Raw genomic sequence first — 24,320 nt, 5'->3', positions numbered from 1 at the left:
CTCAGGAGCAAAGCGTGCTTAATTTTGCGGGGATGACAGTAGTACCACCACATAGATAACCGGTTAGGCAGGGCTTTTAAGCCCAGCATCTGCTAAGTTAATTCGTACTCTCCAAAAATTCCATTATGAAGCCCAATTAACAGATATCTTATCCGGGGTGTTTCTAAGAAGGAAATACTTTAGCGCTGGGCTTAGCTGCCCAGCCTACGGCTAGTTAGCTTTTTTTGTCAATGAATTACCTAGCACATACGGGGGGGGCGAGGGTTATATGTTGCGTTTTGGTGTTTTCAGTCACACTATTTCAGCTTGATCTCGCGACGCCTCAAATATTTTTTTATATTGACAATTCATTCGATTTTTTATTTGTGAGTTTAGCAGAAATTAATTAAAATCATTTTCTTATAAAAAAATTGTTTGCGTAGCAAGAGTGTTTTTATAAGCAGTAAGTGTTTAAATTTTGTCATTTGTCGTTGCAAAATATTCCATAACGTGTAAAAATTGTCCGCCTATGAAAACGAAAATAATCTCTATTACAACTTTATTCGCCTTAATTGCCCTGAGTTTTTCAGCGTGGTGGTTTTGGCCCGCGAAAAAGCCATCAACTCTGTTTCGACAGGCTGATTTTGATCGATTACCTGGCTGGAAGTCTGCAGATCTGAAGAAGTCCTTACAAACTTTTCAGACTTCTTGCCGTGCTTTTATTAAGCAAAGTCCAGAACAGGTTGTAGGGACGGAGCATATTGATTTGCAGGTAAAGGATTGGCAACCAGCCTGTATTGCGGCTTTAAAAATTTCGCCCACTGATGAGCAAGAAGTAAAACACTTTTTTGAAAAGTGGTTTACTCCTGTAGAGTTTACAGATACAGGTGAAAAACCTGGCTTATTTACTGGTTATTATGTGCCTGCAATTAAAGGCAGTTATACTAAATCCAAAGAATTTCATGTGCCGCTTTATGAAACGCCTGATGATTTGGTGACGACTGATTTAGGTCTTTTCTTTAATGATTTAAAAAACCGCCGTCTTATAGGCCGGTTAGAAGGTAAAAAACTGGTTCCTTATTATACTCGCGCACAAATTAATCATGGCGCGCTTAAAGGCAAAGCCCGTGTTTTAGTATGGATTAATAGCCCAATTGACCGCTTATTTTTGGAAATTCAAGGTTCAGGAGTCATCGAACTTGAGGACGGTAAGCGTCTTTATGTTGGCTATGATGCTCAAAATGGCGCGCCTTATACTGCTATTGCTGGGGTTTTGATCAAAAAAGGCGTTATGACTAAAGATAACGCGTCCATGCAAGCAATCAAACGCTATTTGGAAGCACATCCCAAACAGATGGATAAAGTGATCAATAAAAACAAATCGTTTGTCTTTTTCCGTAAGATGTCGGATGGTTCCGCTTTGGGTTCGCAAGGTGTGGCTTTAACTCCTGGTTATTCTCTTGCTATTGATAAGCAATGGGTGCCTATGGGAGCTCCTCTTTGGTTAGCAACAACGCGTCCAGACAGCACGAATCCTGATGAGAATAAGCCCATGCAACGCTTGATGATTGCTCAAGATACGGGTGGTGCGATACGTGGCAAAGTGCGCGGAGATGTTTTTTGGGGCGGCGGTGAAAAAGCGACGCTGATTGCTGGTCATATGAAGAATCATGGTCATTATTGGATTCTTTTACCCAAAAACGCAGTATCTCGATTAGAAAAAAATAAATTAATTTCTGGGTAGTTTTGCCCTCACCCTAACCCTCTCGGGCGGGAGAGGGGATTGTCCTTCCATGAATTGGGAATGGGGAGAAGGTGCCCGTCAGGGCGGATGAAGGGAAGGTGACTAGCTTTGATGCTCAGATACTTTTTTCCCTGCTGCTTTAAATGGTGGTATAACGCTATTTAATGCTTCTTTATTGTTATTCAATGATTGAGCGGTATCGTCTTTTAAAGCATCAGCTAAACTAATAAATTTGTATCCATTTTTTTTATATAATTCAATGATATCTTCTAAACATAAGCTGTTGAGAAGATTTGCGTGGATTAATAAAATTTGCTTCGTATTTTTTCCCCTAGAATTTTTCTCAGCTCTTAATGTTTGTTGCCAGATGTAAGCCAAATAACGTTTTTTGAATGCAGGAAGATTGGCGGCTCTTTTTCTATAAGGTATTCTGTAGAAGCGCGCATTAAACTCATAGTCTTTGCTGTCAATCGTTACTGGGGCAATAGTATATTGATGTGCCGCTAGGTAGTTAGACACTTTTTGTTTTTTTTGACCAGTACCTTCTGCCAGATAAGGGTAGCGAAAATATTTAGGCTCTGTTAGCACTGGTGCTAATACGGTATCTGCACGATCTATATCGGCTATATACTTATCGGCGCTCATATTATTTAAGCTTTTATGAGTGTATGTGTGATTTCCTAAGGCAAACCCTTGATTGCGAAAGGTCTCTAGCAAATCCCATTCATTTTTCGCGACTGCTCCACCAATAGCAAACCCTGTAGCTGGGACTTGATTATCAACAAGTGCTTTAACTATTGCCATAAATCGAGCTTGGGTTCTTTTCAGACTTGCTGGTGTGCTGGTACCTGAGCCAACAAAGGGTAGATCATCAATTGTAATTGCAATCTCTTTTTCTTCAGCAAAACATGGAGAATTTAGTATGCAAAACAAGAGTGTTACACCGGTCCATCGCAGTAACATGATATCCCCTAATTTATTTTTATTATTAAAAATAACTATAGTAGACAATTTTCAAAAAAGTCTAATTTTTGTAATTAATTCTTTTTTAAGAAGATTATTTGATGATAGTATGAAGGATTTTTATTGATTTTAGTGCCCCAACATATAACCAGTTCATTGCTCCAATTTTTGTTTTGCTTTTCGCAAGCCCTCAAATATAGGTTCGGAAATATTTTTAGGAAAGTGTTCTGGTAATTGTTTTGCAACTTCTTGAATCACAGAATCTGTTTGTTCCAACATTTCATTGAGAATCATTTCCGCTCGATCTGGAGAGTAATTTGCGTCTTTTGCCGTGTCTAAAAAATGCCGACGTTGTAGGGTGTGCCAATGGTAATGCTTGTTTTTCCCTTTTAGAGCCATCGCCATTTTAATTTTTTGGGGTTGCAGTTGATTTTTCTTTATCAGTGGATAGGCCGATATGATGTCATATAGTGGTGAGAGTCTGTATTTTCCTTCTGCTTCAATAAAAAGGCTGAAGTTTTTAGCATGGCCATCAATTGCGGCAAGTAGCCAGAAAAAAACTTGAGTACGATAAAATACATCGCGATCTGCAATCGAGTTTGCTGATGCAAGCAATAATTTCATGATTTCTTTTATACCGGGGCCTCCATCCGATTGATATTTAATGTTGTACGAAACGCCTAGGGCTTGGCACATATCCTCTTGTGGCAAGCGCATAATCCAGCTTTTATCACGAGATACTCTGCGATCAAATCGTTTTACTGATAAAACCTTGATGTCCTCAAACTGAAGAATGTCGCAATCGGCTGCGGGTAGTCCATAGCATTTCGCAAGAAGAGAACATAGCCATTCGTTTTCACAACTGTCACTTAAATCCATCTGCTGATGGGCAATAAAGCCAATGGGTAATTTAAAAATATGGGTAGTTGGCGTTTCTTGCAATGGCTCGCACCATTGATTTTCATGATACAAAAAGGCTGTTTTTTCCTGCGCCCCCGCAATGGAAATTCGGAACTCCTCATCTTCTTGGCTCATGCCTAAGGGGTTTATTCGATAATTTCGTAAAATTGAGGCAATTTTCTGCTCTGTTAAAGGTTTAAATTTGATTTTTTTCTCAAACGCTAAAGGGGCAGTCACCAGTTGAATGGCCCCTACGCAATCCCTACCAATGCCTGCGAGTAGATCAAAAGGCTGGCTGGTTGCTATTTGAAATCGTGCCTGAATTCGCGCGCGAATTTGCTGATTATCTGGAAGCAAATTATCAAAAAAATTATATACAACATCGCCAGAATAAGTATTATTAATGAGCGGTAAAGATAATGAAATGGGACGAGCCCCTGCTTGGTTTAACCAATCGTGGTGGTAGGTAAATTTCAAGCCTCCCTGTGGTGTTTTCTCAAGCAGCCCCACCAAAATGCCATTCATTAAGACATAAAGAGTTTGATTTTTTTTTACCATTCATCGTTCCATTGATTGGTTGTTGTATGAGGAGCGTTTTTTTCTGACGCTTTGAAGTCTAAGCTCAGAGCGGATAATATCCGAAATAAAGTACTTAACCGCATGTTTTCTGGATTATTTTCAATGGCAGAAATAGTTTTTTGCTTTAAACCCACTAAATCAGCAACTTCAGCTTGACTTAGCTGAAGTTTTTTTCGTTGATTCTTTATCAGCAATGCCAGCTCCTGTGGTGAGTGGATCAGCATAAACGCTCCTGAGCAAATTAATACCTTATAAGGGATATTATGGATTATATACCCTAATAGGGATAATTTCAATTTTATCCATTTTTAGGTATAAAATATTATTTATACCCGAAAAGGGGTTGAGTAAATTTTTTTTGCATCACCGTATATCTTTCAAAATATAAAGATACAAACTATACATTAAGTAGTTATTTTACCCATTTTTTAACATTTCAGTTTGAATAAGGAGCATTACATTGCTAAAATGCTAACCCTTTATTTTACTGAACATATATATAGAACTAGTGCACTATTTAATTGTAATTTTATTTTTATTTAATTCCATATGTCATGCCAATATTGGTGAGCGCATTTTAAAAGAGTATCAATCGAAACTTTATACTTTACCCGTTACACATCAAGAGCACTTTGCTATGAGAATGTATACCTTAACGGGCAATGAAGAATACATTAATCCTATTATTAACTATCTGTATTTGCTTGGTGGTCGCTATAGATATCTCTATAAAAATCTTCAGAATGACATTGTGATTGAGATTGAAAACAAAAGATTATTATCAATTACTGATGGGGATACTGAAAAAACTAAAAGAAGAATAAAAGAAAGTTTGAAGTATCCTCGAATAGCTTACTATCTCAGTTTGCTTATTTTGACTAATAAAATATATTTTTATCATATGGAGGGTACTCCATTATTTCCTGACACGCCCAAAATCATTAGTTTTTTAAAAACAAAGAGTAGCGATTTTGAAAAATTTATTCTTGATGAAGAGAATATTAAAATATATGGGGCGCAGCTTATTAATTATGTTTATTATCTTTATGATTTGGGAATTATTGACTTAAGAAAATCGTATACCAAAAAATTTAAGAAAATTTTTCCTGATAGTCAGGATGCTCAATTAACTGATTTAGATTATGCTGCAAAAATCTATGGTATGACCCACTTTATTTTAAGTGAAAGCCGTTATTATCAGAAACAACTTAATCCGAACTTGTTTCATTGGATTACTGAATATTTTAATACCCACATCGATGAAATAATATCACGCACTGAGTACGATGTTATTGTTGAGGTTGGTGTTTGCCTTATGCTGATCAAGAGTAGCGATTCGAAAACGATTGATAAAATTAAAGCTCATTTAAAAACGATTTACAATAAAAACTATGGCATCCTTCCTAATAAGGAAAACTCATTTGACCTTATTAAAGGGGAGCATCGCAATATTTTAACAATCATGCTTTTTAGCTGGCCAAACAAATTAACCGAAGTCCCAAAATCACTGTTTCAAACCATGTTGGAGAAAAATTTTGTTCTCAGTGAATATGACTCAAAGATAATCTTTGGAGTTCGAGTTCCTTATTAGAGAATATGGCGGCCGTCATACCACCATATTCTCTTGCTAGGTTCAGTAATCCAATCATTTAAAACCTGCAGGATTTTTTGGCATTGAGTTATCAAATAGATAAGAAACACCGATTAATCCCATATTGGCTTTAAACTTACCTAAATGCAGCTGAGCATCGCGCCAGTCTAGCCCTTGGCCAAAACCTGAGGAAACATTGCCAAATGATTGATAGCTATAGCCAGCGGATACTAAGAGATTCTGGGTAAAGAAACAATCTAGGCCAGCACCAAGGTTGTAGGTGAATTGATTATTTCTTTTGGAAGCATAATCAGGACTGGTTCTTGAAGTTACATCGGGAAGAGCTGCTTCATTATAGGCGTGACTTCGATTGAATGACACCCCAAGTCCAAGATCGACATAGGGCATAAAGCGACCGATTCGAACTAAATCAAGCTTTGAATACACTGAAACAACATCAGCTTCTATGCTCCAACTGTAAGAATAATTTGTGAACTCAGGGAGTGAATATTGCGTTACCAATCCATGAATGTTTTTTGAAAAAACATGCTCATAGCGCAAAGCTAATGCATAGGATGGAAGCCATTGCTCACTACGATTCCATCGATGTCCTGCTTGAACATCGAGCATAATTGGTTGATGTCTATCCAAAGAATATTGATCAAGATCCCAGGGAGAGGGTGCCTCTGAACCATTAGGAACAGTCATTTCATCTTTCATGATTGTGTGCATAAATCCTACATCCATACCGACATACCAATGATGAGTATCGCGGGAGATTTCCGATGGTACGGGCGCGGAGGCATTTACAGATGTTGGCATTCCTACTAATGTCGACATGACTAAAAAGGCACTCCATTTTAAACTCGCTGAATTCATTTAATCATCCCTAAAATTTAAAAATTTTCACCAAACTCAATTGATTATTTTCTACTGAATATGAATTCAGTAGTACGGTCTTTTGAAAATTCTGGGTTATTGCTTATTGGAATGTTACTTGTGGGCTTGATGATAGCTATCCAGGGGAGGATCGAGTCCTTTTCATCTGCAGAAGTTAAGCATTCCGTGGCATTTGTCAGGCAAGATTATCGCGATTCAAACGAATAGACAAGCATTGCTTGATTCCATTCATCAAGCGAGCAGTTTTGGGCCAAATGATTAGGGTTATTCGCTATTATATTATTGATGATTCAGCTATATTTTATATATAAACGTTGAAAATGGTATTTAAATGAAACTAAGTAAAAAGCTGTGTTTTATGTTGGCCTATGCATTGGTTATATTGCCTTTTATTGGTTTTTACTTTGGCCATTATTATACTTTTCTTCCATTTTTTGTCTTATTCACGTTGATTCCCTTAATCGATGTATGGTTGCTTGATCCCAGCAATCCAGAGAGTACTCAAGAACATTTATTGCTTAAAGACAAATATTTCAAACTTATTACCTGGATGTATGTGCCGGTACAATATTGTTTTATGATTTTTGCGACGTACTTAGTTGTACGTTTTCCGTTAACAGCAACAGAATTTATTGGCTTTAGTCTATCCATTGGTCTTTTAACTGGTGGGATTGGGATTACTCTTGCTCATGAGTTAATGCATAAAAATTCCACTATGGATCAACTCCTAAGTAAAGCGTTATTAGTGAGTGTATGCTACGGTCACTTTTTTATTGAACATGTTCGTGGGCATCATGTTCATGTGGCTACACCTAAAGATCCTGCGACGTCTCGACTTGGAGAAAGCTTGTATCGCTTTTTACCAAGAACAATTATTGGTTCTTTTCGTTCTGCACTAAACATAGAGCGTAAGCGTTTAAATCGTCTAGGATATCGATGGTACCATGTGCACAATCAATTCTGGTGGATTATGGGCTTGCCGGTTGTTCTGGCAATCGCTCTTTTTTATTATGGTGGATGGCGAGCTCTTTTATTTTTTATCCTGCAGTCGTTGACTGCTATTTTTCTGTTGGAAATCATTAACTATATTGAGCATTATGGTTTGGAACGTAAAAAACTTGCGAATGGATCCTATGAAAAAGTGTCAGCTCAGCATTCATGGAATGCAAGTCATTGGCTGAGTAATATGCTTCTTTTTCATCTGCAAAGACATTCTGATCATCATGTTTATGGAGCACGTCCTTATCAAGTATTAAGGCATATTGACTCAAGTCCTCAACTTCCTTCCGGTTATCTGGGAATGATAATTACGGCTCTTTTCCCTCCATTATGGCGAAGGGTAATGGATAAACGAGTACTGGCTAATCGCAACAGGTCAGCCAATAATGTCTAACGAATTTTTAGCAAAGCGATCACCGGTATTCCAAGGAATAGTCAAGTTTTCCAATACGCTTCGACTATTTCCACGAATTACATAAAAAAGTTGTGAGCTTGCATTTACCTTTGTTTTGATTTGTTCATCATGGAGGATACGAATAAAATTAGCTAATAATCCAGGTGCTGTAGCTAGGTAATGACACTGGAGATCATTATTTACACTGAGAGGAATAATTTGCGTGGGCCCTTCTTCATGTAATGTATGGAGAAAACTATGAAAAGGAATTTCTGATATGAAGCCAGAAGCAATTGGATTCGCGGCAGTTGTAATAGAGTGAGGCTTACATTATCTGCTTAGATAAGTTTTTAATGATTCATGATCAATTAATACCTGTTTAATCATGTCTATGGCTGTGTTGCCGTAATACTTTCTATAGGAGTGATTTCTCCATTAGTCGCGGTATTCATCTTTGAGTAAAAAGAATGCGTTCTTGAAACAACACGAGTCGTTTCTGTATTTGTTTTTTCTGGTTCTTTATTTTTTTCTTTGGTGGGATCTACTACAACAAAATGCTCAATGGCATGTAGTGCGGCTAACTTCATGAACTCTGAGCCAGCCAAGCGGGGAAGTCTATTGGGGCTGTCTTTATAAAAGCGTTCTGCTGCCGTTGCGATTAATCCATTCACTTGTTTGAGCAAGTTCAGCTCGTCTACTTCAATTATTTTGCTCGGGACTATACTGCGTAAGGTCGCTAAATCATGGACAAAGATCTTGATTTGCTGATAAAGCGTTGCAAACTCTTCAATAGTGTTCGTATATTGCTCTTCATAAGTCTTGGTTAGTTGATCGCAGCTGTATTTTTCCAGGCCTTTTCCGGTCAGTTTTTTATAGATATGAGATATTTTGATTGCTGCCGGATGGCTTGGTAGTTTTTTATATTCTTCGGAATTTATAATATCACTCAGAATAACTGGAGAATTTGTTTCGATTTGATTTACTTGGGTTAATAACTCACTAAAAAATTGCGTTAAGCGATAATCTATAGATTCTTGCAAGTAATTAAAATCTTTTTCCAAGTCTTGTGCTTGAAGCACCAGCGTATGATTGATGCTGGTGAAGCTCAAAAGAAGTAGTTCTGCGACAAATTGTTGAACCGTTACATTCTCTAACTTAGATAATTCTTTAAATTTAGTGATTATATCAATAATTGCTTGATACAAAGTTCCTTTTTCTTTTTGTTTTTCAATAGAGCCCCAATCATCAGATAAATATCGTTGGCTAACCTGCCTAATCACAATGCCAAATGTGTCTAACACTTTTTTGCGAGTCACTTCAGAATCTAGGATGGATGTTTCTTTTTCCTTAGCGGTGATTTTTTTAATGTGCTCCTCTAGGACTGAGCTTGCAGTGTTGAGCATTTCAGCAAGAGTTTTGCTTGCGGTATTAAGACCAAAAATTTTAAAAAAATGGGCTTGGATTAATAAAGCATGCTCTTCATTGACATAGCTAGAGTACGTCGTAAAGACTTCATTGAAGAGGCCATAGACATGTCCTTTATGCAAGACTCTGCGTTGTTTCGTGAGACCCATATAGGCATAATGAGTTGCATTATATGCATCATACGCAATCTGATTTTTGGCAATTACCGCATAAAGTTTGCGTAAAATAGTAGGAAAATCGAGTAATGCCACATCGATTGATTTTTTCCCGGCATAGTCCCCCAAATATTTTCTACCTAAAGCAGTATGTTGATGAAAGATCTGAGAGCCATCATTAAACGTTACTTTATGGCTGCTTAAAAAGTTAAGTACCTTATATACCATTAATTTTTGCACGTGGGTGGTTTTGTAACCATCGGGGGAGACGATTACTCCTTGTTGGGAGCCATTATTTCCATTTGATCCTGTTCCATGATGCCCTGGCATAGAATAACAAACAAGACTTTGTTTTTCTGTGGAAACTACCTCAGGACGCATTGGAGTAAATCCCCAATCAGAACGTTCGTTTGCATAATAAATTAACTCAGTATTTTTTATAATTTGGGGTACTGTAAAATAGCGCTCGTCATACCATGTAATCGGAAAGCAATCTCCGGGGACAGGATCGATGCCAAAAAGATTTATTGAGGCATTGGGTAGATGTGTTTTAAGTTGATTAAACCATTGTTCTTGTTCTTCTTTAGGTATCAGATTTATTTGAGCTTTTAGCGGTTCTATAATATCTGGGGTATTATTTTTGGGGGTGCCTTTGTATCTTTTGGCCTGTTGTTCTGTTAGATGCTTTAACACGTCTTCAAAAGTAACACATGCTGTTATAATTGATTGTATCGTTTCTAATTCATGGGCCATCAAAATGGCTTCAACAACGCCTCTACTATGAGCAACAATGTTAATTGGCGTTTGTCCTCGCACAATCGCTTTGAGTATTGCGGCCAGACCCAGACCAATTTTCTCTCCAACATCAGAACCATCTGTTTTCGGCCCATTAATGACAGTAATTTCATCAGCCTGAAAGGGATAAGGATTTTTTGCATCTACTTTGGTGGTTTTAACTGGTGAACTTGTTTTAATTAAAGAAGAGATGACACTCAATGTTTCTCCTTTAGGGTAATCCTTTACTGCCGCTCCCTTAATATAAGGAGTCGATTTGCGGGCTTGTTTTAATTCGGGGGTAAATTCAGTGAGCGTCCCCAGCATTGTGAGTGTGAATGGCTTTTCAATTTTACTGTCCATAGCAGCTGTCCCATAGTGTGACACCATTGCTTTTTATATTTTCATTTTTAGAAAATAATAGCAATAAAAATTGTCTGATTGTATTAAAAAGAAGATATGGCATATCTCAATGGCTAGGGGGTAGAGAATGAAGTGGCGATTGCTTCACTTGGTTTATATGGGTGGCATTTGATACAATTAGACCTTTATTTTTTCATTAAGGTGATATTTTATTAATTTTTCTAACTTAGAGTGTTACAATGCCCGAATAATGGTCATTCTTGAACTATAACAATGAAAATTTCTAGTATTTATAGCAAAGTAGGGTTTCAAGAGATTTATACTCATGAAGACTCTCTCCCCCAGCATATAGATCTGCCTGAGAAGAAGCCATTTATTATCTTAGTAATACGCGATAATTCTCCGAATAATCAGTATCTAGAGCACCATTTCCCCTTGTTTCAAAAACTGGGATACACGGATGTTATTGATCAGTCGAAAATTTTAACGATTACAAGCAAAAGAAAAGTTGAGATTGTTATCAACGCAATTCTTTCAAGTGCTGATTATAATCATTCTCAAAATGAGGAGTTACTTAATAAATTAAGGTTGATGCAGCAAGAGCTATCTCAAATAAAAAAACCTAAAATGCTACCTCCTAAAAGCAAAAGCTCTGCGAAATATCATTCAGTTAATGCCCAAATAATTAGAGAAAAGCAGGCACCAACTCCTAATCATAGTGCTAAGAAAGTAAAAAAAGATGATAAACCAGCGATAGAAATTTTAAAAAAAGAAGTCTCAGGAAGAAGTATTACGGAAATAGAGGCGTTTAATGGCATATCGTATCGTCTTCTATTAAATGGTCGTACACCCAGAGTTAGAAGCGTGCATGATGCTGAAGGGAATCGAGTAGGGGTTCTTTCTCGGGAGATAGAGCATTTTCAATCCTTGCATGATTACTATCTAAAAGAAAAAAAGAAGACTGGTCGCATGTGTTCGCCCAAGCAGAGGGACCTAGTCAAATCAGGTATTGGTAGAGTATTAGCAGCTGCTTATTGTGAGGAAGAGAATGATTTGCATGGTGGTAATATTGGCTATGATCCAATCGAGATTAAATCCTATAAAATTGATCATGATCAAGCAACCTGGCCACTCACATCAAAATACAGGGGCATAAATCCTAATAAGCCATATTACGGTTCTATAAGAGTGCATGGCATAAAACCTAAAGATGCTTTCCCAATTACTCAAAGAGATATCACTAATTTCCCATATTTAAAGGATGCTAAACCACGTGCTTTTCCTGATAAAGCTGATAATGCTCTTTTAGATCTGAATGGAATTGAGAATGATCCTAATTTCATCAAAGATGCTTTTTCGGTTTTTCTTAAAAGAGCTTTATTTGATGAGCAAATTTATCGACCTATAGCTAATGCAACTATTGGAAGTCCTAAATTACGAGAAGAGTTAGTGGCTCACAAAAGCGAGCGCAGTGCACTACTTAGAGAAGAACTGATAAGAAATGAAAAATTTTTAAATTTCCTTATCGATAATCCTAATTTAAAAGCACAGATCATGGATGAATTTAGAGAATACAACAATGACTATAAAGAAGATAGTTCGTTGCGTCTTAACCTCGATGCTTTAGGAAATAAATTTGATGCTCTTGTGGGAGAAGCGCTCAATAATCCTGTGGCAGCAGTTAGACTGATTGAGGTGCACTATAAGCCTTATTTAGATAATAATTCCTATCAATACAAAGAAGTGATTGATTCATCTCTGAGAAAACAAGCAACAAAAGAATTCATCAAATCAATGCTTCATGTGAACGACACTGGAGCTGAACTCTATTTCAATCAAGCCAAGGAAATATGGCTCCATGCGTCAACAAATTCTCAAGAAAATATTATTGCAAGAAAAGCAGAAAGTACTCTTGAGGACATTTTAGCAGACATCATTAAGCTTGATGGTAAAATTGGAGTCTTTGGTGGTGAACAACGTATACTAGTCAATGGTGACGAAATTAATATACCTAAAGGCGCTGCCGCAATTTTTGATCTATATAAAAAATATAAAGATCATGAGATTCCCACTGCAATTGAAACCTTAGAGGCCATGATTGAGCAAGCAGCAATTTCGAATGCCTATAAAGGACATACTTGGTTTAATCGCCGCCAGAACGAAACATCCGATTTTTACAATCATATTGTTGCCATTCAGCATAGAACATTTGTTGAAGAGAGTATGAATCAACTATTAACGATACATTAAAAGAAGAAATACAATCCTACAGATGCAATTACATTTTTTTTCAAATTTATGTCGCAGTTGCAAGTCAGAATACATAGTCAGTCAATATAACGATTATTCCGTAATACCTTGCCAGCCAGGCTTTGGTGGATTGGATTTAAATTGTTGGCATCGCTCAATGAATATAGGTGCAATGATGTCTGCAGGATAGATTTCTAGACATTTTTTAAAATGCTCAATGGCTTCATCCCATAACTGTTGTTTATAAAGCAAAAATCCTTGTTCAAAAATAGAATTATAGGCATTGAGATCAAACTCGAGGTCTTGAACATTATCAGTTAACAGTTCGTAAATGTAGCAGCTTTGCGTGCGCCCTTTGACTACAACGCAATCGATCATCCTTAAAATAAATTGATCTTTTATTATTTCATAAACTGTATCACTTACAATAATCTTCGTTCCATAATTTTTATTGATACTCTCGAGTCGACTAGCAATATTAATTGCATCTCCTATAGCTGTATAATTTAGACGCTCAGATGAGCCCAGATTACCTACAATAGCATCGCCCATGTGGATTCCAATACGTGTAATGAAGGCTTCTCTTCCTTTTTTTTGCCACATTTTATTCAACACGGTTAATTTATTTTGGCATCGTAGCGCTGCTCTTGCCGCATGATGGTAAGGGCGTTCATTAGGCAAAGGTGCACCCCAAAATGCCATAATAGAATCACCAATGTATTTATCTATTGTCCCTTTCTCATCGATAATAATTTGAGATAATTCTTCCAAATATTCTCCCATTTGCTGCATTAACACACTGGGTTCCATTTTTTCAACTATTGCAGTGAAACGCTTAATATCTGAAAAAAGAACAGTCAACGTTTTTCTAACACCCCCCGTTCTTATGTCTTCGCCAGATTCAATTAACTGTCTGACAAGACTTTTAGGAATGTATTTCTGGAATAGTTTGAGTCCTAATTTCATTGAATCCACGGAATTTCTTAATTGGATTATTTCTTTTATTTTGGAGTGAATGACGATTTTGTTGTCTAAATTAAATTGCTTGATGTTTTCTGTTTCTGCTACCAGTATTTTAAGTGGTTTTACAATATGACTTACTAAACTAGATATTAAGAATATCCCTACTTGGAATGAATATTAGTGTTCTTTGCTAAGTTAGCAAAAGATGAGCTGCCTGAAGATGCAATTAAATTTCCTTCTTTATCAACAATAAATAACTATTGGGGGTTACTATTTGAATTTTATTAATAAATTGAGACAAATCACTTAAATCAATATCAAGAGCAAAAGCACCAAAGAATTTTCCATTTTTAAAAACAGGCGAGCTAACAGTTAATCCATTATTTTGTTGAAAATAAAACAAATAAACATTTGTCCAAACCGTTTTCTTTTCTTTTTTTGCTTGCAGGTACCAGGGACGTGTGCGGGGATCATAACTGATATCATTTGATAAATATTTTTTTATGATCTTGCCTTGTATGTCACGATTAATAATTGTCCTTGTTGTTGCCCCATGATTTCGTTGATAAATATCAGAGGTGATACTGGCATTAGGCTCTTTTTGGGCAAAAATAAAATTACCTTCTTCGTCTCCCCAATGGGCACCAACCACTAAGGGTATTATTTTAACTATATTCGTGGTTAATGAAATGATTTGAGTAGTAAAATTGTGAGTGATGTCTTCTTCTTCTCCTTCTTCAATGAGACGAGCTGCGAATTGGCTATGTATTTGGGCTGGTCCTATATTTTTATGTAATCTATTTAATATCAGTAAAGATTCATTCACCATCCGCTGATGCGCTATATCCGACAAAGCCTCAGAGTAGCGTTGCGTGGTTATCAGGATGATTAATAAGATGGTGGTGACAAAAAGAGAAATAAAAAGAAAGAGCATGCTCATTCGTAGCGTCACAATCATATCATTTATTTTTTTAAAAAGGCGCGTAATCATGCCAGACCTGCGATTAATAAATCTTTTTGATTAATTATAAATCATTTTAATTGCCTCAATTGTCTCACGCATAGCACGATTTATTGGTTGATAAGACTTGCAAAACTCAATATGAAACAATCAACCTGCAATGCAATTATTCGCGTGGCATGTCATCACGAACAATGAGAGGGATATTCCTGAATATGGCATAGACAATATTTGTAATGACCATAAATTAGGAACTCTTTTGTTGTAAACTCTTCAAATGACGAGGCTTTAAGGACCACAAGATCGATTACAGTCACACAGTACGTTAATAGTTAATAAAACGAGCGGCCTATAGCACTCTCTTTCGAATCATTAGGGTTATATTTTTCATCGAGCTCAAGTGCAGTTACTATTTCTTTAGCGCGAAGATGAGAGGGGGTATGGCTATTCAATGGTTTAAAAAACAATAGAGGGTTAGTACTGCGCAATGAACCATATCTGTCGACTGTTATATTGTCCTCAGAATAAGATGTGATGTCTGAAGACTTATAACCTGATAAATCATTTAAACTAGAGTTAGTCGTTGCAACAAATTCGGCTAAAGTAGTTGTGTTTCCAGAGACAGGCTGATTGCTATGAGTATTGCAGATGACCCCCTCAAGTTGCAGGGCCTTATGCTGATAATAGTAAGTCATTGGAAATTTTAATATATGTACTAAAGCAACTGCAGGTAGAACCATTAGTGTTGCTGCGGCGGCCATTGCGAACCTTAAAAATTGTAAACCAAAGCCTATGAAACATGCGATGCTTCTAAGCATGGTTGCGTCGTTCCACCGCTCTGCATCGCGGACGTATTTGAACGGGTTATCAGTACTTTGCTTTCCTGGCATGCCATAATTAATTAAGAAATTAGAAATTTGTGGGAGCAGGGTGATATCAATGAGCCCATGCTTCAGCTGATTAGGGTCTAGTTCTGCGCCATTTATTTTCTTAAGAATTCCGTAATCCCCGTACATTATTGCAAAGGTATCATCGAGTCCTTCAAGAAAATTATTTTTTATTACTTTATTTAATTTTATCCAGGGGTGCCAACTGTTTATTTTTAAGGCATTTATTTTAAAATGCTCATCTGTTTTTAATCTATCAGAAGCATAGAAATATAAACTGTGATCTTGTCTTATGGCAAAAGCGGTTATATTTTCGCGGTCTTGTAATGTAACATCTAGATAAATATAAGATCGACAATTGATTGCAAGCGCTTTAAGAGCAAAACTTTCTTTTTTCTTTAGTATCGGTGCCGCATAGCGCATTGCGTAAGGATTTAACTTGATCGCCTCAAGCATGAATGTTTCATTAGCCTTTAGATCTTCAGGAGTATTTTGAAGTAACGCAATATGGCCTTTTACTTTTTCTAATTCTTCTAATTCGAATTTACTTAACATCGCTGTATTTTAAATGGCAAACCAAGCGTGGAGTGTACAGTTAGGTGATTAGGATTTCAAATTTAAAAGGGTGCCTATAATGAGGGATAAGTAGCCTAGTTGCTTGCAGCCAAGCTGGGTTTGTTAGTTTTGGTGCACTTTATCAGGGCATGCTTTTCTGAATTTTTGTTAGTAATTTTTTGCAAATAGGATATTTAGCTTGGTCACAATTTTGGGAGACATTGTTCTTCATCGTCTTTAAATCTTTAGGAGCAGTGAGCTCGTTAATATGATCAAGAATAAACTGCTGCAATGCGCCTGTACTTTTATTGCCAGTGATGTATGGGCCTGCATAATTCCATGGTTTGGTTAATAACCTTGAAACAACATCAATCATTCCTTCTGCAAACTCACCATCATCATATTCTGGATGTTTTTTGATTATATTTGAGATTTCTACTGCTAAAGCCCATGCCTTTGGCGTATTTTGCGTGTTATTGAGATAGATTTCTGCCTGATCCATTTTAGTTTCTAGTAACTTTAACTCACTTGTTTGTGCGCTTAAAAATGGTGAGAGGCACATTAAATTACATCCGAAGATGAGTAACATGATTTTTTTCATTTGAGCCACTTTCCCTAGTGAAAAAGCATTGATTTTGTAATTAGTATAGAACGAAACATTGCAGTAAAGTAGGTTGTGGCAAAATGACTCAATTTGCCATCGCGATAATATGGAGGCGTATGCTATGCTGATTAAAGAACCTAATCAATTTGAGCAAATATTATGAATTATCATACTCCTTCAGGGTTAAAGCCTTTGATCCAGGAACTTAGGCAAATAAATATTTTAAAGCATGATGATCAGTACAATATTGAGAAGGTTTCAATTGTCCTAAGTAATTGGGTTAAAAAAACAGAATGGCTTGAGGAACATTTTTATACTGTTGATCCAGTGAACGGATTTACTTCCTGGTTAATTTTTGAAGAACCCGATCATACTTTGGCCGTTAATTTAGTTGCTTGGGAGCCTGGACGGGAAATTACGCCACATGATCATAACACTTGGGGAGTAGTGGGTTGTGTCGTGGGTATAGAGGAAAATTATTCTTGGATGCGTATGGATGATGGCACGCAACCTGGGTATGCTGATATCAAGAAACAGAATAAGAGCATTACCTGTTTTCCTGGGGATGTGATTGGTTTTAGCCCTAACGATATTCATAGTGTCGTTAATACATCTGATTCTGTAGCGATTTCCTTGCATGTTTATGGTAAAAATTTAAATTATACGAATCGTTTTCAATATAATCCCCCGAAAAAAACCGCCGAGCCATTTATTATTAGTTTTAATTAACTTTGACACAAGAGATTGGTTTTAAATGGGGCGCAGCGTGTTGATTGATACAACATGCAATCATAGACTGGGTTGTTCAAGCCCTGTTTAGCGAATTAATTTTTATTCTCTCTCCGGCAAACAGGTATAGGCTAATGGATTATTTAATTGATTTTTAAAATATACAAATAAATATAATTCGTTTACATTTACATTGGTTTGCTGATGTTAATTAAAGGAGCAAACCAAGCGACTTATCTTCTCATCAAGGACTAGAGAAATGGCCATGCCGAGTATTAATGACTAAACGGGTAATGTCGCTGAGGTAAGAGTAAATGATGTGTTAGGAGTTATTGCTGATGCAGCAATAGTAGCTAACCTTTGTTTGTATTTGCATCAGCGCTCAGGATGACTTGTATTTTTCTTTACCTCTCACTCGAAGATTTAACCTCTAATGTTAGGAGAAGAAAATGCAGGAAAAAGCCGAATTACCTTTAGCACAACGTCTAAGCCAACCTCAAAATAGTCAATTAAAAAAAGATGTAGACGGTTGGCTTAAAGAACTCAATATATCTCCTGAAGCTTTAAACTCTAGTCTCGTAGTCAAGGCAATTTCTATTAAAGCAGCTCAAGTCGGCAATTTAGATGTCATTCGATTCCTTACTGAACATAAATACATTGGCCCAAATAGTACCGATTATATAATGCATTGGGCTGTGAGCCGTGGACATGCACATATAGTTAAATATTTAATTAAGTACAGCAATGCAATGCAAATCGAAAATGTTTTGTGCGATGCAGCAAAAGAAGGACATTTTACTATTGTTCAATGCCTATTGGAAAATACACAAGTTGACTCAGCAGTCCGGAATAATTCTGCAATCCGCTTAGCTCTGGAAAAAGGTCATGTTGATGTTGTTTTATTACTTGCTTTGCAACCTTCGGTGGTCGCTTTAATGAATTTTCACAAGGAATTAGGTATTTCTGGGAGTTTGCGTAAACAAGTTGCTGAGTTAAAAAAAGCAATCAAGATGGTTTTAAATCAGTACACGAGTAACTCGTGCCTCTTCTTTCAGTCGGCATTTGATACAAACAGCAGTTTATCCGTTTTAGTTAAAGATGTGGTCTTAAATATAGCGGGCGTTGGCCTTTCATTACTAGAACAAGAATTGCATCTTTCTGATAAATGTATGAAAAATATTTTATCTATAAGAAGGGATATTTTATCGGGTTATAGTGAGCCAACTCCGGAAGAGAAACTATCAAACTCACTTGAGCGGGGGGGCATCCTTCTCATGTAAAAGATCAAGATGTTCCTGAGATGCTAATTTGTCATAGAGTTCGATTAGTTTACCTATTAATTTAGGTAGATCATCATCGAGTTTCATCTTGTTTTCCACATTTTTAGCATGTCGGTGCAGGGTGATTGCTTTGGGCTTATCAAGTGTGAAATATGCTTTTTTGTGTGTTTTCTCAAAGGCAATCTCGGCCTTTTCCAAATTGATTATATTTTTATTGAATTCTTTAACTAACTTACGTAACTGAGGTAAAAATTCAGCGTTTTTCTCCTCATGCAATTTTATTTTAAGGCTGATTAATTCAACAAAAATATTAAATAACCATTGATAATGCAACAGATCGAAAAAATGTATTTTATAGCAAAGGCAAGGGTTTGTCTCATCTTGCAAGAGTTTAATCGCATGCTCTGAGGAGCAAGGGGGGTGAAATAAAGGTAGTTTTTTTCGATCTGTGCTTTTAAAAAAGGGAATAAATGAATATTCAGTAGTTTCTATTACTGGTGGTTTAGCGCTTAACTCTTCACTTACCCAGGGCATTGATTCCTTACAAAGAAAAAGATTGAGTTTATATTGTCCATCTGCATGTTGCAGGTAAAAATCTAATTTTTCTTCCTCTGTTGTCGCTGATCCGGTATCTATCACCTCGATTCTTAGTCGGTCACTTTGAGACTGATAATGCTCTATAATTGTTCGGGGCTTTGTATGATCAAATAACACAAACTCGGTTGCATGGGCCTTCTTAAATTCATCCTTATTGAGCAATATAATAATATTTGCAATGCCAATTTTATCAAGCTGATGTAAGTGGCCAAAGGGAATGTCAGTATATTCCATGCCTAGCAAAATCACTGCGATTTTCATTTTGATTCCCAACAAAGGCTATAACGGATTTATTTTTAGTATAGCAAGTAGGAGGGAGGTGAATGCTCACACATCATTTATATGAGCCAAAAAAATATTTCCAGTCTATCATTTAAATAATATCAACATTGGAATCAATATAATCAAGGACTATTATGAGCATCACAGCATTAGCCGCAAGTGTTCTTTTAATTGTAACAACCACGGTTTTCGCAGACAATAACTCTTACAATGGCTCCAATAATCCAATTATTCCTGCTGATAATGATCAAATTCGTTTAAGTCTTGATCAATGTATTGCAGATACAAATGAGGTGATGACGGATAATGAAACTCATGATTTAGCAAAAGATCTATGTAAACTACGAGCACAACATCAAACTGCCCGTCAAAAAACATTAAAAGGATTAGCTGAATTAGTAGATCAATATAAAGGAGTGACGAACCATGAGCATGACCAGAATTTGACTCAGACAATCTCTTTGATTCAGAACGGAGTAAAATTGTGCCTCGATGCCTTGGATTCTCAGCAAGTTTGTCACAATATAGGTTGTGTGATTGTGCCCGAAACCAATGCCATACTTTGTGACAATCAAGCTACTGCTATCATCAACAGAATTTTAGGGCGCGAATAGTGGCCTATTATTAAGGTTTTAGATAGGTAAGTTGGGGCAGCAATAATCCCCAACGTACTTCATATTCGTAGCATCAGTGCGTAACCAGGTTTTACTATATTTTCTTACATCTTTAATCCCGGATTATCTATTCGTTTTTCCGCTTCTTTAAATATTTTATCAACTGCTTTGTGAGAATCTGTTTTTAATCCTAAGACTTTTGTTGGTTTTCCTTGAGGTCTATCGAGAATTTCCATTTCAGGGGATTTTAAAAAAGCAGCTTTCTTTTTCTTCAATGCATCTTTCGTTGTAATATCCGACAAAGATACTTTAAGCTCATTAAGAATCGTTCTTTTTAGAGCGTCGCCTTTTAAGCCTTCATATGCCTCTTGATGTTTGGGGCTAGTAAAAAAATGATAAGCACTAACTTCTCGAGCATGTTTTCTTTCCTTTACCTTTCCTGATAAATACTCATGAACACCTTGGCTTGCGAAATCCTTATGTAGATCGTTGACAATTTTTTTTGGCAATGACAGTTCGCCATTCTCATACATTTTAAGTAGTTCTTCTGGGTGATCTGATAAACATTGTCCTTCATGTTCATCGTACCAACGATCGACTAAATGTTCCCAATGAACTATTTCATCAAAATCATCATGCGGGGGATAGATGCGGTTATATACATATATCCACTGATCTCTACCAAACACAACTCGACGGCTATCATAATCACCATCGTTATAAGCAAAACCAGCATCCATATCAATGGTTTTTATATCTTCTGTTGTTACAAATAAATTTTGAAGGCTGTAATGGAAGGGATTATTAGCTAAATCCCTATGCCAGTAACCTAAATCATTCATCTCCTTAAGGGCGAGAATAAATTTTTCAACCTTAGGTTTATCATTGTTTCTGTTAAAATTTGCTGATTCAACTTTAGGCATATAAAAATATACGTTTTCTGGTGATTTAATATTCCATAATCCTAAAACGAAGTGTTGTTCAATATCTTTTTCGTTAAGCACAAATTGTTGCCTTAAAATTTCCAAATTAGTTTCTGTGGCATGTCTTTGTGTTCTTCCTCCTCCTTTAGATACTTTCATCGCTTTATCGGGTGTTTTTCCGTATACAGTTCCTTCTTCTCCTTGTCCAATTTTGTCTTTGGGTGTACTAATATTCTCTCCTTTGTGGCTTCTCCACATCGAAATAGAATCAATCGGATCGGTTTCATCATAACGAACTGCATATACTTCATGGTTGTAACGAAATATTTTAAATGTTTCATTCATTCTTTCTTGATAATCTCTCGTTATGTCTTCATCCAGGTAATGCGCAGTGATGTCATCTCCATCAATAATTTCATGTAGTTCAGGCATTTTGAGACTCCATTTCCAAGCAGACTATATGTTAATTATAGCTTTTGGGTTAAAATTTGACCTTATTCAGGTGGCTTTAAGAAGGATTTTGAAGCATGCGTAGTGCAGGCTTAATCTGTATGCTTGCTTGAGATTCACTGGCAACATAGCATTCATTATTTTTTTGTAATAAGAAGTACTTCACCCGGTTATTAACTATACTTAAAATGTTATTAAGCTGGCTAGATGGTGACTTAATGGTTATGTTTAGGCTGCATTATGGATTATTTTTAGGGGCATTATTGTTTAGTGCTAGCTTATTTAGTGAAGGTGTTGAGTCTTTAGTCAAGACAACTCCAAGTTTTTTGCATAATACAGCGGATACGGATTCGGAGCATCAATTAACATTTCCCCTCAATGGAGATAATCACATTAGTTTAGTTGTGACCTTGCCTAATGATTTAAAAAGAGAAAAAGAACAAAAGGACTCTAGCAATCCTAATCAACCCTTCATATTTTTTCATGGTAACTTCACATTTATTACGCTTTCTTCAACAACTTTTAACTCAGACCAACCTGACGAAAACCTCCTTAATCCATCATTTGATCCTATTACTTTAACCTTGGATAGTGTAACTAATACAATGAAAAAAGAAACGGAGGTTACTGTCTTAGAAAATGGCAAGAAAGACAATTCTGGATACCGCGAAGGTTATCGTATTGTTAAACGCTATTCTGCGCAAGGAGATAAGCTTGATGTAGCATATATATATGTTGTTTGCGGGCCACATGATGCTGTTATCATAATATATACAATGAGAGTACATGGTTCTGAAACAGTAGATACTCTTGTACAAAAGCTTAGAGAGGCAATGAAGGCACAGGTCAAAATTGTAAATAAAAGCACAACCAATTGATTTTATTATAAATATTTTCTGAAGAAAGCTACTAGAAAAAGTTGCAAGCGTAGAGGCTGTTAAGCCCAGCTAATCTTTACTCTGTAACATGTCCATTGAGATTTACTACTTCTATTTCTCTTTTATAATATGAGGAGCCTATCAGCCCATCCTCCGCTGAATTTGGCGTATTAGCAGTTGTTGGTGTACCATCAGCCAAGGTGTTTATGAATAAGTGTAGACAGTGAAACCATGTTCATTCAGATTAAATTTAAAGGACAGTTAAGTGATTAATTTTTTACTGATCTTGCTCGCTTTGATATTGGTTTTACTGAACGCTTTTTTTGTGGCAGCTGAATTCGGCATGGTAAAGCTTAGAGCAACTCGCGTAGAGGCTATTAAAAATATTTATGGTTTACGAGGAAAAATTTTATTCCATGTGCATCAACATCTTGATGCATATTTATCAGCATGTCAGTTAGGTATTACCTTCGCCTCTCTTGGACTCGGTTGGATTGGAGAGCCTGCTTTTGCTTATTTAATAGAACCACTTTTAGTCCTTGTTGGTGTTAACTCGCCGCAACTGACGACAGTAATTGCTTTTTTTGTCGCATTTTCGTTTATCTCTTTTCTTCATATAGTTGTTGGTGAACTCATGCCTAAATCGCTGGCTATTCGTCAGTCAGAACGAGTATCAGTATGGACTGCCTTGCCCTTGTATGTTTTTTATTGGCTTATGTATCCAGCAATTTGGGCTCTCAATACGTGCTCTAATTTTTTGTTAAAACTATTTAAATTAGATGCTGTCCACCAAGGTGAGTATTTTTATTCGACAGCAGAAATAAAGCTGCTTTTAAATGCAAGCCATCTTCATGGTGAGCTGACTGAGGAAGAGGTTGATATCATCGAGCATACTCTTGATTTTGCCGATCTAAAAGTCACAGAAGTGATGCGTTTTAGCGAAGAAATGGTCACGATTAATTTAAGTCAACCAATCAGTGAGATGATGGATATCATCTTGGAGCATCGTTACAGTCGTTATCCAGTATATGACCCTGATAAAAAAGATATTATTGGGATTATTCATGTAAAAGATATTCTTCCCATCATTTATCGAAAATCCGAAATAGAAAACTTAATGCCACTTATTAGACCCGTTCTAAAAGTTTCACGCCGTGTTCCTGCTTTAGACCTATTGCGCCAGTTTCGTGAAGGGATGCCTCATTTTGCACTTATTTATAGTGGCAAGAATACCATTTTGGGATTTGTTACATTGGATAATTTATTGCAGGTGCTTATTGGACGAATTAAAGATGAGTTTCATCGAACTAAAGTGGATTGGGTATTAAATAAGGATGGAAGCCTCTCTGTGTCAGGGAATTGCTCAATATATTCTTTGGAACAAGCACTTGGTCGAGAGATTGATGTTGAAGATGACATCGACGTTTTGAATGGGTTATTTTTCCAGCGCCTAGGGTATGTTCCTAAAGAAGGAGAGCGTTTTGAATTTCCTGAATTTGATGCGGAAATAGAGAAGGCAAGAGCTTCGAAAATTCTCAAAGTAAGAATTTACCCCAAGGATTTAAAGAGATGATAAGAGGA

At 36.5% G+C, this 24,320-nt stretch carries 20 protein-coding genes; 9 read left to right on the top strand and 11 right to left on the bottom strand.

The features are described from left to right. The first annotated feature begins 508 nt into the window (after positions 1-508). Positions 509-1,723, top strand: a complete 1,215-nt coding sequence (gene mltA / locus BGO44_RS09255) for a murein transglycosylase A (protein ID WP_273199913.1) — start codon at positions 509-511, stop codon at positions 1,721-1,723. A 102-nt stretch (positions 1,724-1,825) separates the two neighbouring features. Here the strand turns inward: mltA and BGO44_RS09250 are convergent, their stop codons facing one another. The 3 genes from BGO44_RS09250 to BGO44_RS09240 form a co-directional block, all read right to left on the bottom strand. Beyond that, entirely contained in the window at positions 1,826-2,686 is an 861-nt protein-coding gene (locus BGO44_RS09250) for a polysaccharide deacetylase family protein (protein ID WP_273199914.1), read from the bottom strand. A gap of 153 nt (positions 2,687-2,839) precedes the next feature. Further along, positions 2,840-4,144, bottom strand: a complete 1,305-nt coding sequence (locus BGO44_RS09245) for a type II toxin-antitoxin system HipA family toxin (protein ID WP_058509962.1) — start codon at positions 4,142-4,144, stop codon at positions 2,840-2,842. Beyond that, positions 4,138-4,389, bottom strand: a complete 252-nt coding sequence (locus BGO44_RS09240; RefSeq protein WP_058509963.1) for a helix-turn-helix domain-containing protein — start codon at positions 4,387-4,389, stop codon at positions 4,138-4,140. Before BGO44_RS09240 ends, BGO44_RS09245 begins: the two co-directional genes overlap by 7 nt. Positions 4,390-4,673: 284 nt before the next feature. On the opposite strand from BGO44_RS09240, the gene BGO44_RS09235 reads away from it, so the two are divergent. Then, positions 4,674-5,756 carry a DUF3541 domain-containing protein gene (locus BGO44_RS09235; RefSeq protein ID WP_273199916.1) on the top strand — a complete coding sequence of 361 codons (1,083 nt, stop codon included), beginning with the start codon at positions 4,674-4,676 and terminating at the stop codon, positions 5,754-5,756. A 54-nt stretch (positions 5,757-5,810) separates the two neighbouring features. Here BGO44_RS09235 and BGO44_RS09230 read toward each other — a convergent pair whose 3' ends face one another. Beyond that, complete coding sequence (locus tag BGO44_RS09230; protein ID WP_273199918.1) at positions 5,811-6,635, bottom strand: outer membrane protein; 825 nt, start codon at positions 6,633-6,635, stop codon at positions 5,811-5,813. Between the two features lie 352 nt (positions 6,636-6,987). Between BGO44_RS09230 and BGO44_RS09225 the strand changes: the two genes are divergently transcribed. Next, a complete protein-coding gene (locus BGO44_RS09225; RefSeq protein WP_273199920.1) occupies positions 6,988-8,049 on the top strand; it encodes an alkane 1-monooxygenase in 1,062 nt (353 codons plus the stop codon). Positions 8,050-8,438: 389 nt separating this feature from the next. Here BGO44_RS09225 and BGO44_RS09220 read toward each other — a convergent pair whose 3' ends face one another. Then, complete coding sequence (locus tag BGO44_RS09220; protein ID WP_058509966.1) at positions 8,439-10,766, bottom strand: hypothetical protein; 2,328 nt, start codon at positions 10,764-10,766, stop codon at positions 8,439-8,441. Between the two features lie 273 nt (positions 10,767-11,039). Here BGO44_RS09220 and BGO44_RS09215 point away from each other — a divergent pair, with 273 nt between their 5' ends. Continuing rightward, positions 11,040-13,016 (top strand): hypothetical protein, encoded by a 1,977-nt coding sequence (locus BGO44_RS09215; protein WP_273199923.1) that lies wholly within the window; start codon positions 11,040-11,042, stop codon positions 13,014-13,016. Between the two features lie 93 nt (positions 13,017-13,109). On the opposite strand, the gene BGO44_RS09210 is transcribed toward BGO44_RS09215, so the two are convergent. The 4 genes from BGO44_RS09210 to BGO44_RS09195 form a co-directional block, all read right to left on the bottom strand. Further along, positions 13,110-13,982: an adenylate/guanylate cyclase domain-containing protein gene (locus tag BGO44_RS09210; protein WP_273199925.1), complete on the bottom strand. Its 873-nt coding sequence runs from the start codon at positions 13,980-13,982 to the stop codon at positions 13,110-13,112. Positions 13,983-14,205: 223 nt separating this feature from the next. Further along, complete coding sequence (locus BGO44_RS09205; RefSeq protein WP_273199928.1) at positions 14,206-14,970, bottom strand: cache domain-containing protein; 765 nt, start codon at positions 14,968-14,970, stop codon at positions 14,206-14,208. Positions 14,971-15,272: 302 nt separating this feature from the next. Further along, complete coding sequence (locus BGO44_RS09200) at positions 15,273-16,382, bottom strand: DUF4116 domain-containing protein (protein ID WP_273199930.1); 1,110 nt, start codon at positions 16,380-16,382, stop codon at positions 15,273-15,275. Positions 16,383-16,524: 142 nt separating this feature from the next. Continuing rightward, a complete protein-coding gene (locus BGO44_RS09195) occupies positions 16,525-16,983 on the bottom strand; it encodes a hypothetical protein (RefSeq protein WP_273199933.1) in 459 nt (152 codons plus the stop codon). A 162-nt stretch (positions 16,984-17,145) separates the two neighbouring features. Between BGO44_RS09195 and BGO44_RS09190 the strand changes: the two genes are divergently transcribed. Then, positions 17,146-17,715, top strand: a complete 570-nt coding sequence (locus BGO44_RS09190) for a cysteine dioxygenase family protein (RefSeq protein ID WP_273199934.1) — start codon at positions 17,146-17,148, stop codon at positions 17,713-17,715. A 449-nt stretch (positions 17,716-18,164) separates the two neighbouring features. Continuing rightward, positions 18,165-18,995 carry an ankyrin repeat domain-containing protein gene (locus BGO44_RS09185; RefSeq protein ID WP_273199936.1) on the top strand — a complete coding sequence of 277 codons (831 nt, stop codon included), beginning with the start codon at positions 18,165-18,167 and terminating at the stop codon, positions 18,993-18,995. Here BGO44_RS09185 and BGO44_RS09180 read toward each other — a convergent pair. Then, positions 18,963-19,853, bottom strand: coding sequence for a hypothetical protein (locus BGO44_RS09180; RefSeq protein ID WP_058509973.1), 891 nt, complete (start codon positions 19,851-19,853; stop codon positions 18,963-18,965). The genes BGO44_RS09185 and BGO44_RS09180 overlap by 33 nt on opposite strands. 155 nt (positions 19,854-20,008) lie before the next feature. On the opposite strand from BGO44_RS09180, the gene BGO44_RS09175 reads away from it, so the two are divergent. Further along, positions 20,009-20,488, top strand: coding sequence for a hypothetical protein (locus tag BGO44_RS09175; protein WP_058509974.1), 480 nt, complete (start codon positions 20,009-20,011; stop codon positions 20,486-20,488). Between the two features lie 104 nt (positions 20,489-20,592). Here the strand turns inward: BGO44_RS09175 and BGO44_RS09170 are convergent, their stop codons facing one another. Further along, positions 20,593-21,843, bottom strand: a complete 1,251-nt coding sequence (locus BGO44_RS09170; protein WP_273199938.1) for a Dot/Icm T4SS effector — start codon at positions 21,841-21,843, stop codon at positions 20,593-20,595. A 236-nt stretch (positions 21,844-22,079) separates the two neighbouring features. Between BGO44_RS09170 and BGO44_RS09165 the strand changes: the two genes are divergently transcribed. Together BGO44_RS09165 and BGO44_RS09160 are read left to right on the top strand one after the other, a co-directional pair. After that, positions 22,080-22,739 carry a hypothetical protein gene (locus BGO44_RS09165; protein ID WP_157070705.1) on the top strand — a complete coding sequence of 220 codons (660 nt, stop codon included), beginning with the start codon at positions 22,080-22,082 and terminating at the stop codon, positions 22,737-22,739. Between the two features lie 265 nt (positions 22,740-23,004). After that, the gene (locus BGO44_RS09160) at positions 23,005-24,312 is read left to right on the top strand and encodes a hemolysin family protein (protein WP_058509977.1); all 1,308 of its coding nucleotides are present in this window, start codon (positions 23,005-23,007) and stop codon (positions 24,310-24,312) included. Positions 24,313-24,320 lie beyond the last annotated feature (8 nt).

This window comes from Legionella sp. 39-23 (assembly GCF_001897665.1).
Lineage (GTDB): Bacteria > Pseudomonadota > Gammaproteobacteria > Legionellales > Legionellaceae > Legionella > Legionella steelei.
This window is presented reverse-complemented; position numbering and strand designations above follow the sequence as displayed.

Bases quoted from the DNA above. Each gene is read 5' to 3' on its own strand.
- mltA (WP_273199913.1), top strand. From the start codon at position 509: ATGAAAACGAAAATAATCTCTATTACAACTTTATTCGCCTTAATTGCC.
- BGO44_RS09250 (WP_273199914.1), bottom strand. From the start codon at position 2,686: ATGTTACTGCGATGGACCGGTGTAACACTCTTGTTTTGCATACTAAAT.
- BGO44_RS09245 (WP_058509962.1), bottom strand. From the start codon at position 4,144: ATGGTAAAAAAAAATCAAACTCTTTATGTCTTAATGAATGGCATTTTG.
- BGO44_RS09240 (WP_058509963.1), bottom strand. From the start codon at position 4,389: ATGCTGATCCACTCACCACAGGAGCTGGCATTGCTGATAAAGAATCAA.
- BGO44_RS09230 (WP_273199918.1), bottom strand. From the start codon at position 6,635: ATGAATTCAGCGAGTTTAAAATGGAGTGCCTTTTTAGTCATGTCGACA.
- BGO44_RS09225 (WP_273199920.1), top strand. From the start codon at position 6,988: ATGAAACTAAGTAAAAAGCTGTGTTTTATGTTGGCCTATGCATTGGTT.
- BGO44_RS09220 (WP_058509966.1), bottom strand. From the start codon at position 10,766: ATGGACAGTAAAATTGAAAAGCCATTCACACTCACAATGCTGGGGACG.
- BGO44_RS09215 (WP_273199923.1), top strand. From the start codon at position 11,040: ATGAAAATTTCTAGTATTTATAGCAAAGTAGGGTTTCAAGAGATTTAT.
- BGO44_RS09210 (WP_273199925.1), bottom strand. From the start codon at position 13,982: ATGAAATTAGGACTCAAACTATTCCAGAAATACATTCCTAAAAGTCTT.
- BGO44_RS09205 (WP_273199928.1), bottom strand. From the start codon at position 14,970: ATGATTACGCGCCTTTTTAAAAAAATAAATGATATGATTGTGACGCTA.
- BGO44_RS09200 (WP_273199930.1), bottom strand. From the start codon at position 16,382: ATGTTAAGTAAATTCGAATTAGAAGAATTAGAAAAAGTAAAAGGCCAT.
- BGO44_RS09195 (WP_273199933.1), bottom strand. From the start codon at position 16,983: ATGAAAAAAATCATGTTACTCATCTTCGGATGTAATTTAATGTGCCTC.
- BGO44_RS09190 (WP_273199934.1), top strand. From the start codon at position 17,146: ATGAATTATCATACTCCTTCAGGGTTAAAGCCTTTGATCCAGGAACTT.
- BGO44_RS09185 (WP_273199936.1), top strand. From the start codon at position 18,165: ATGCAGGAAAAAGCCGAATTACCTTTAGCACAACGTCTAAGCCAACCT.
- BGO44_RS09180 (WP_058509973.1), bottom strand. From the start codon at position 19,853: ATGAAAATCGCAGTGATTTTGCTAGGCATGGAATATACTGACATTCCC.
- BGO44_RS09175 (WP_058509974.1), top strand. From the start codon at position 20,009: ATGAGCATCACAGCATTAGCCGCAAGTGTTCTTTTAATTGTAACAACC.
- BGO44_RS09170 (WP_273199938.1), bottom strand. From the start codon at position 21,843: ATGCCTGAACTACATGAAATTATTGATGGAGATGACATCACTGCGCAT.
- BGO44_RS09165 (WP_157070705.1), top strand. From the start codon at position 22,080: ATGGTTATGTTTAGGCTGCATTATGGATTATTTTTAGGGGCATTATTG.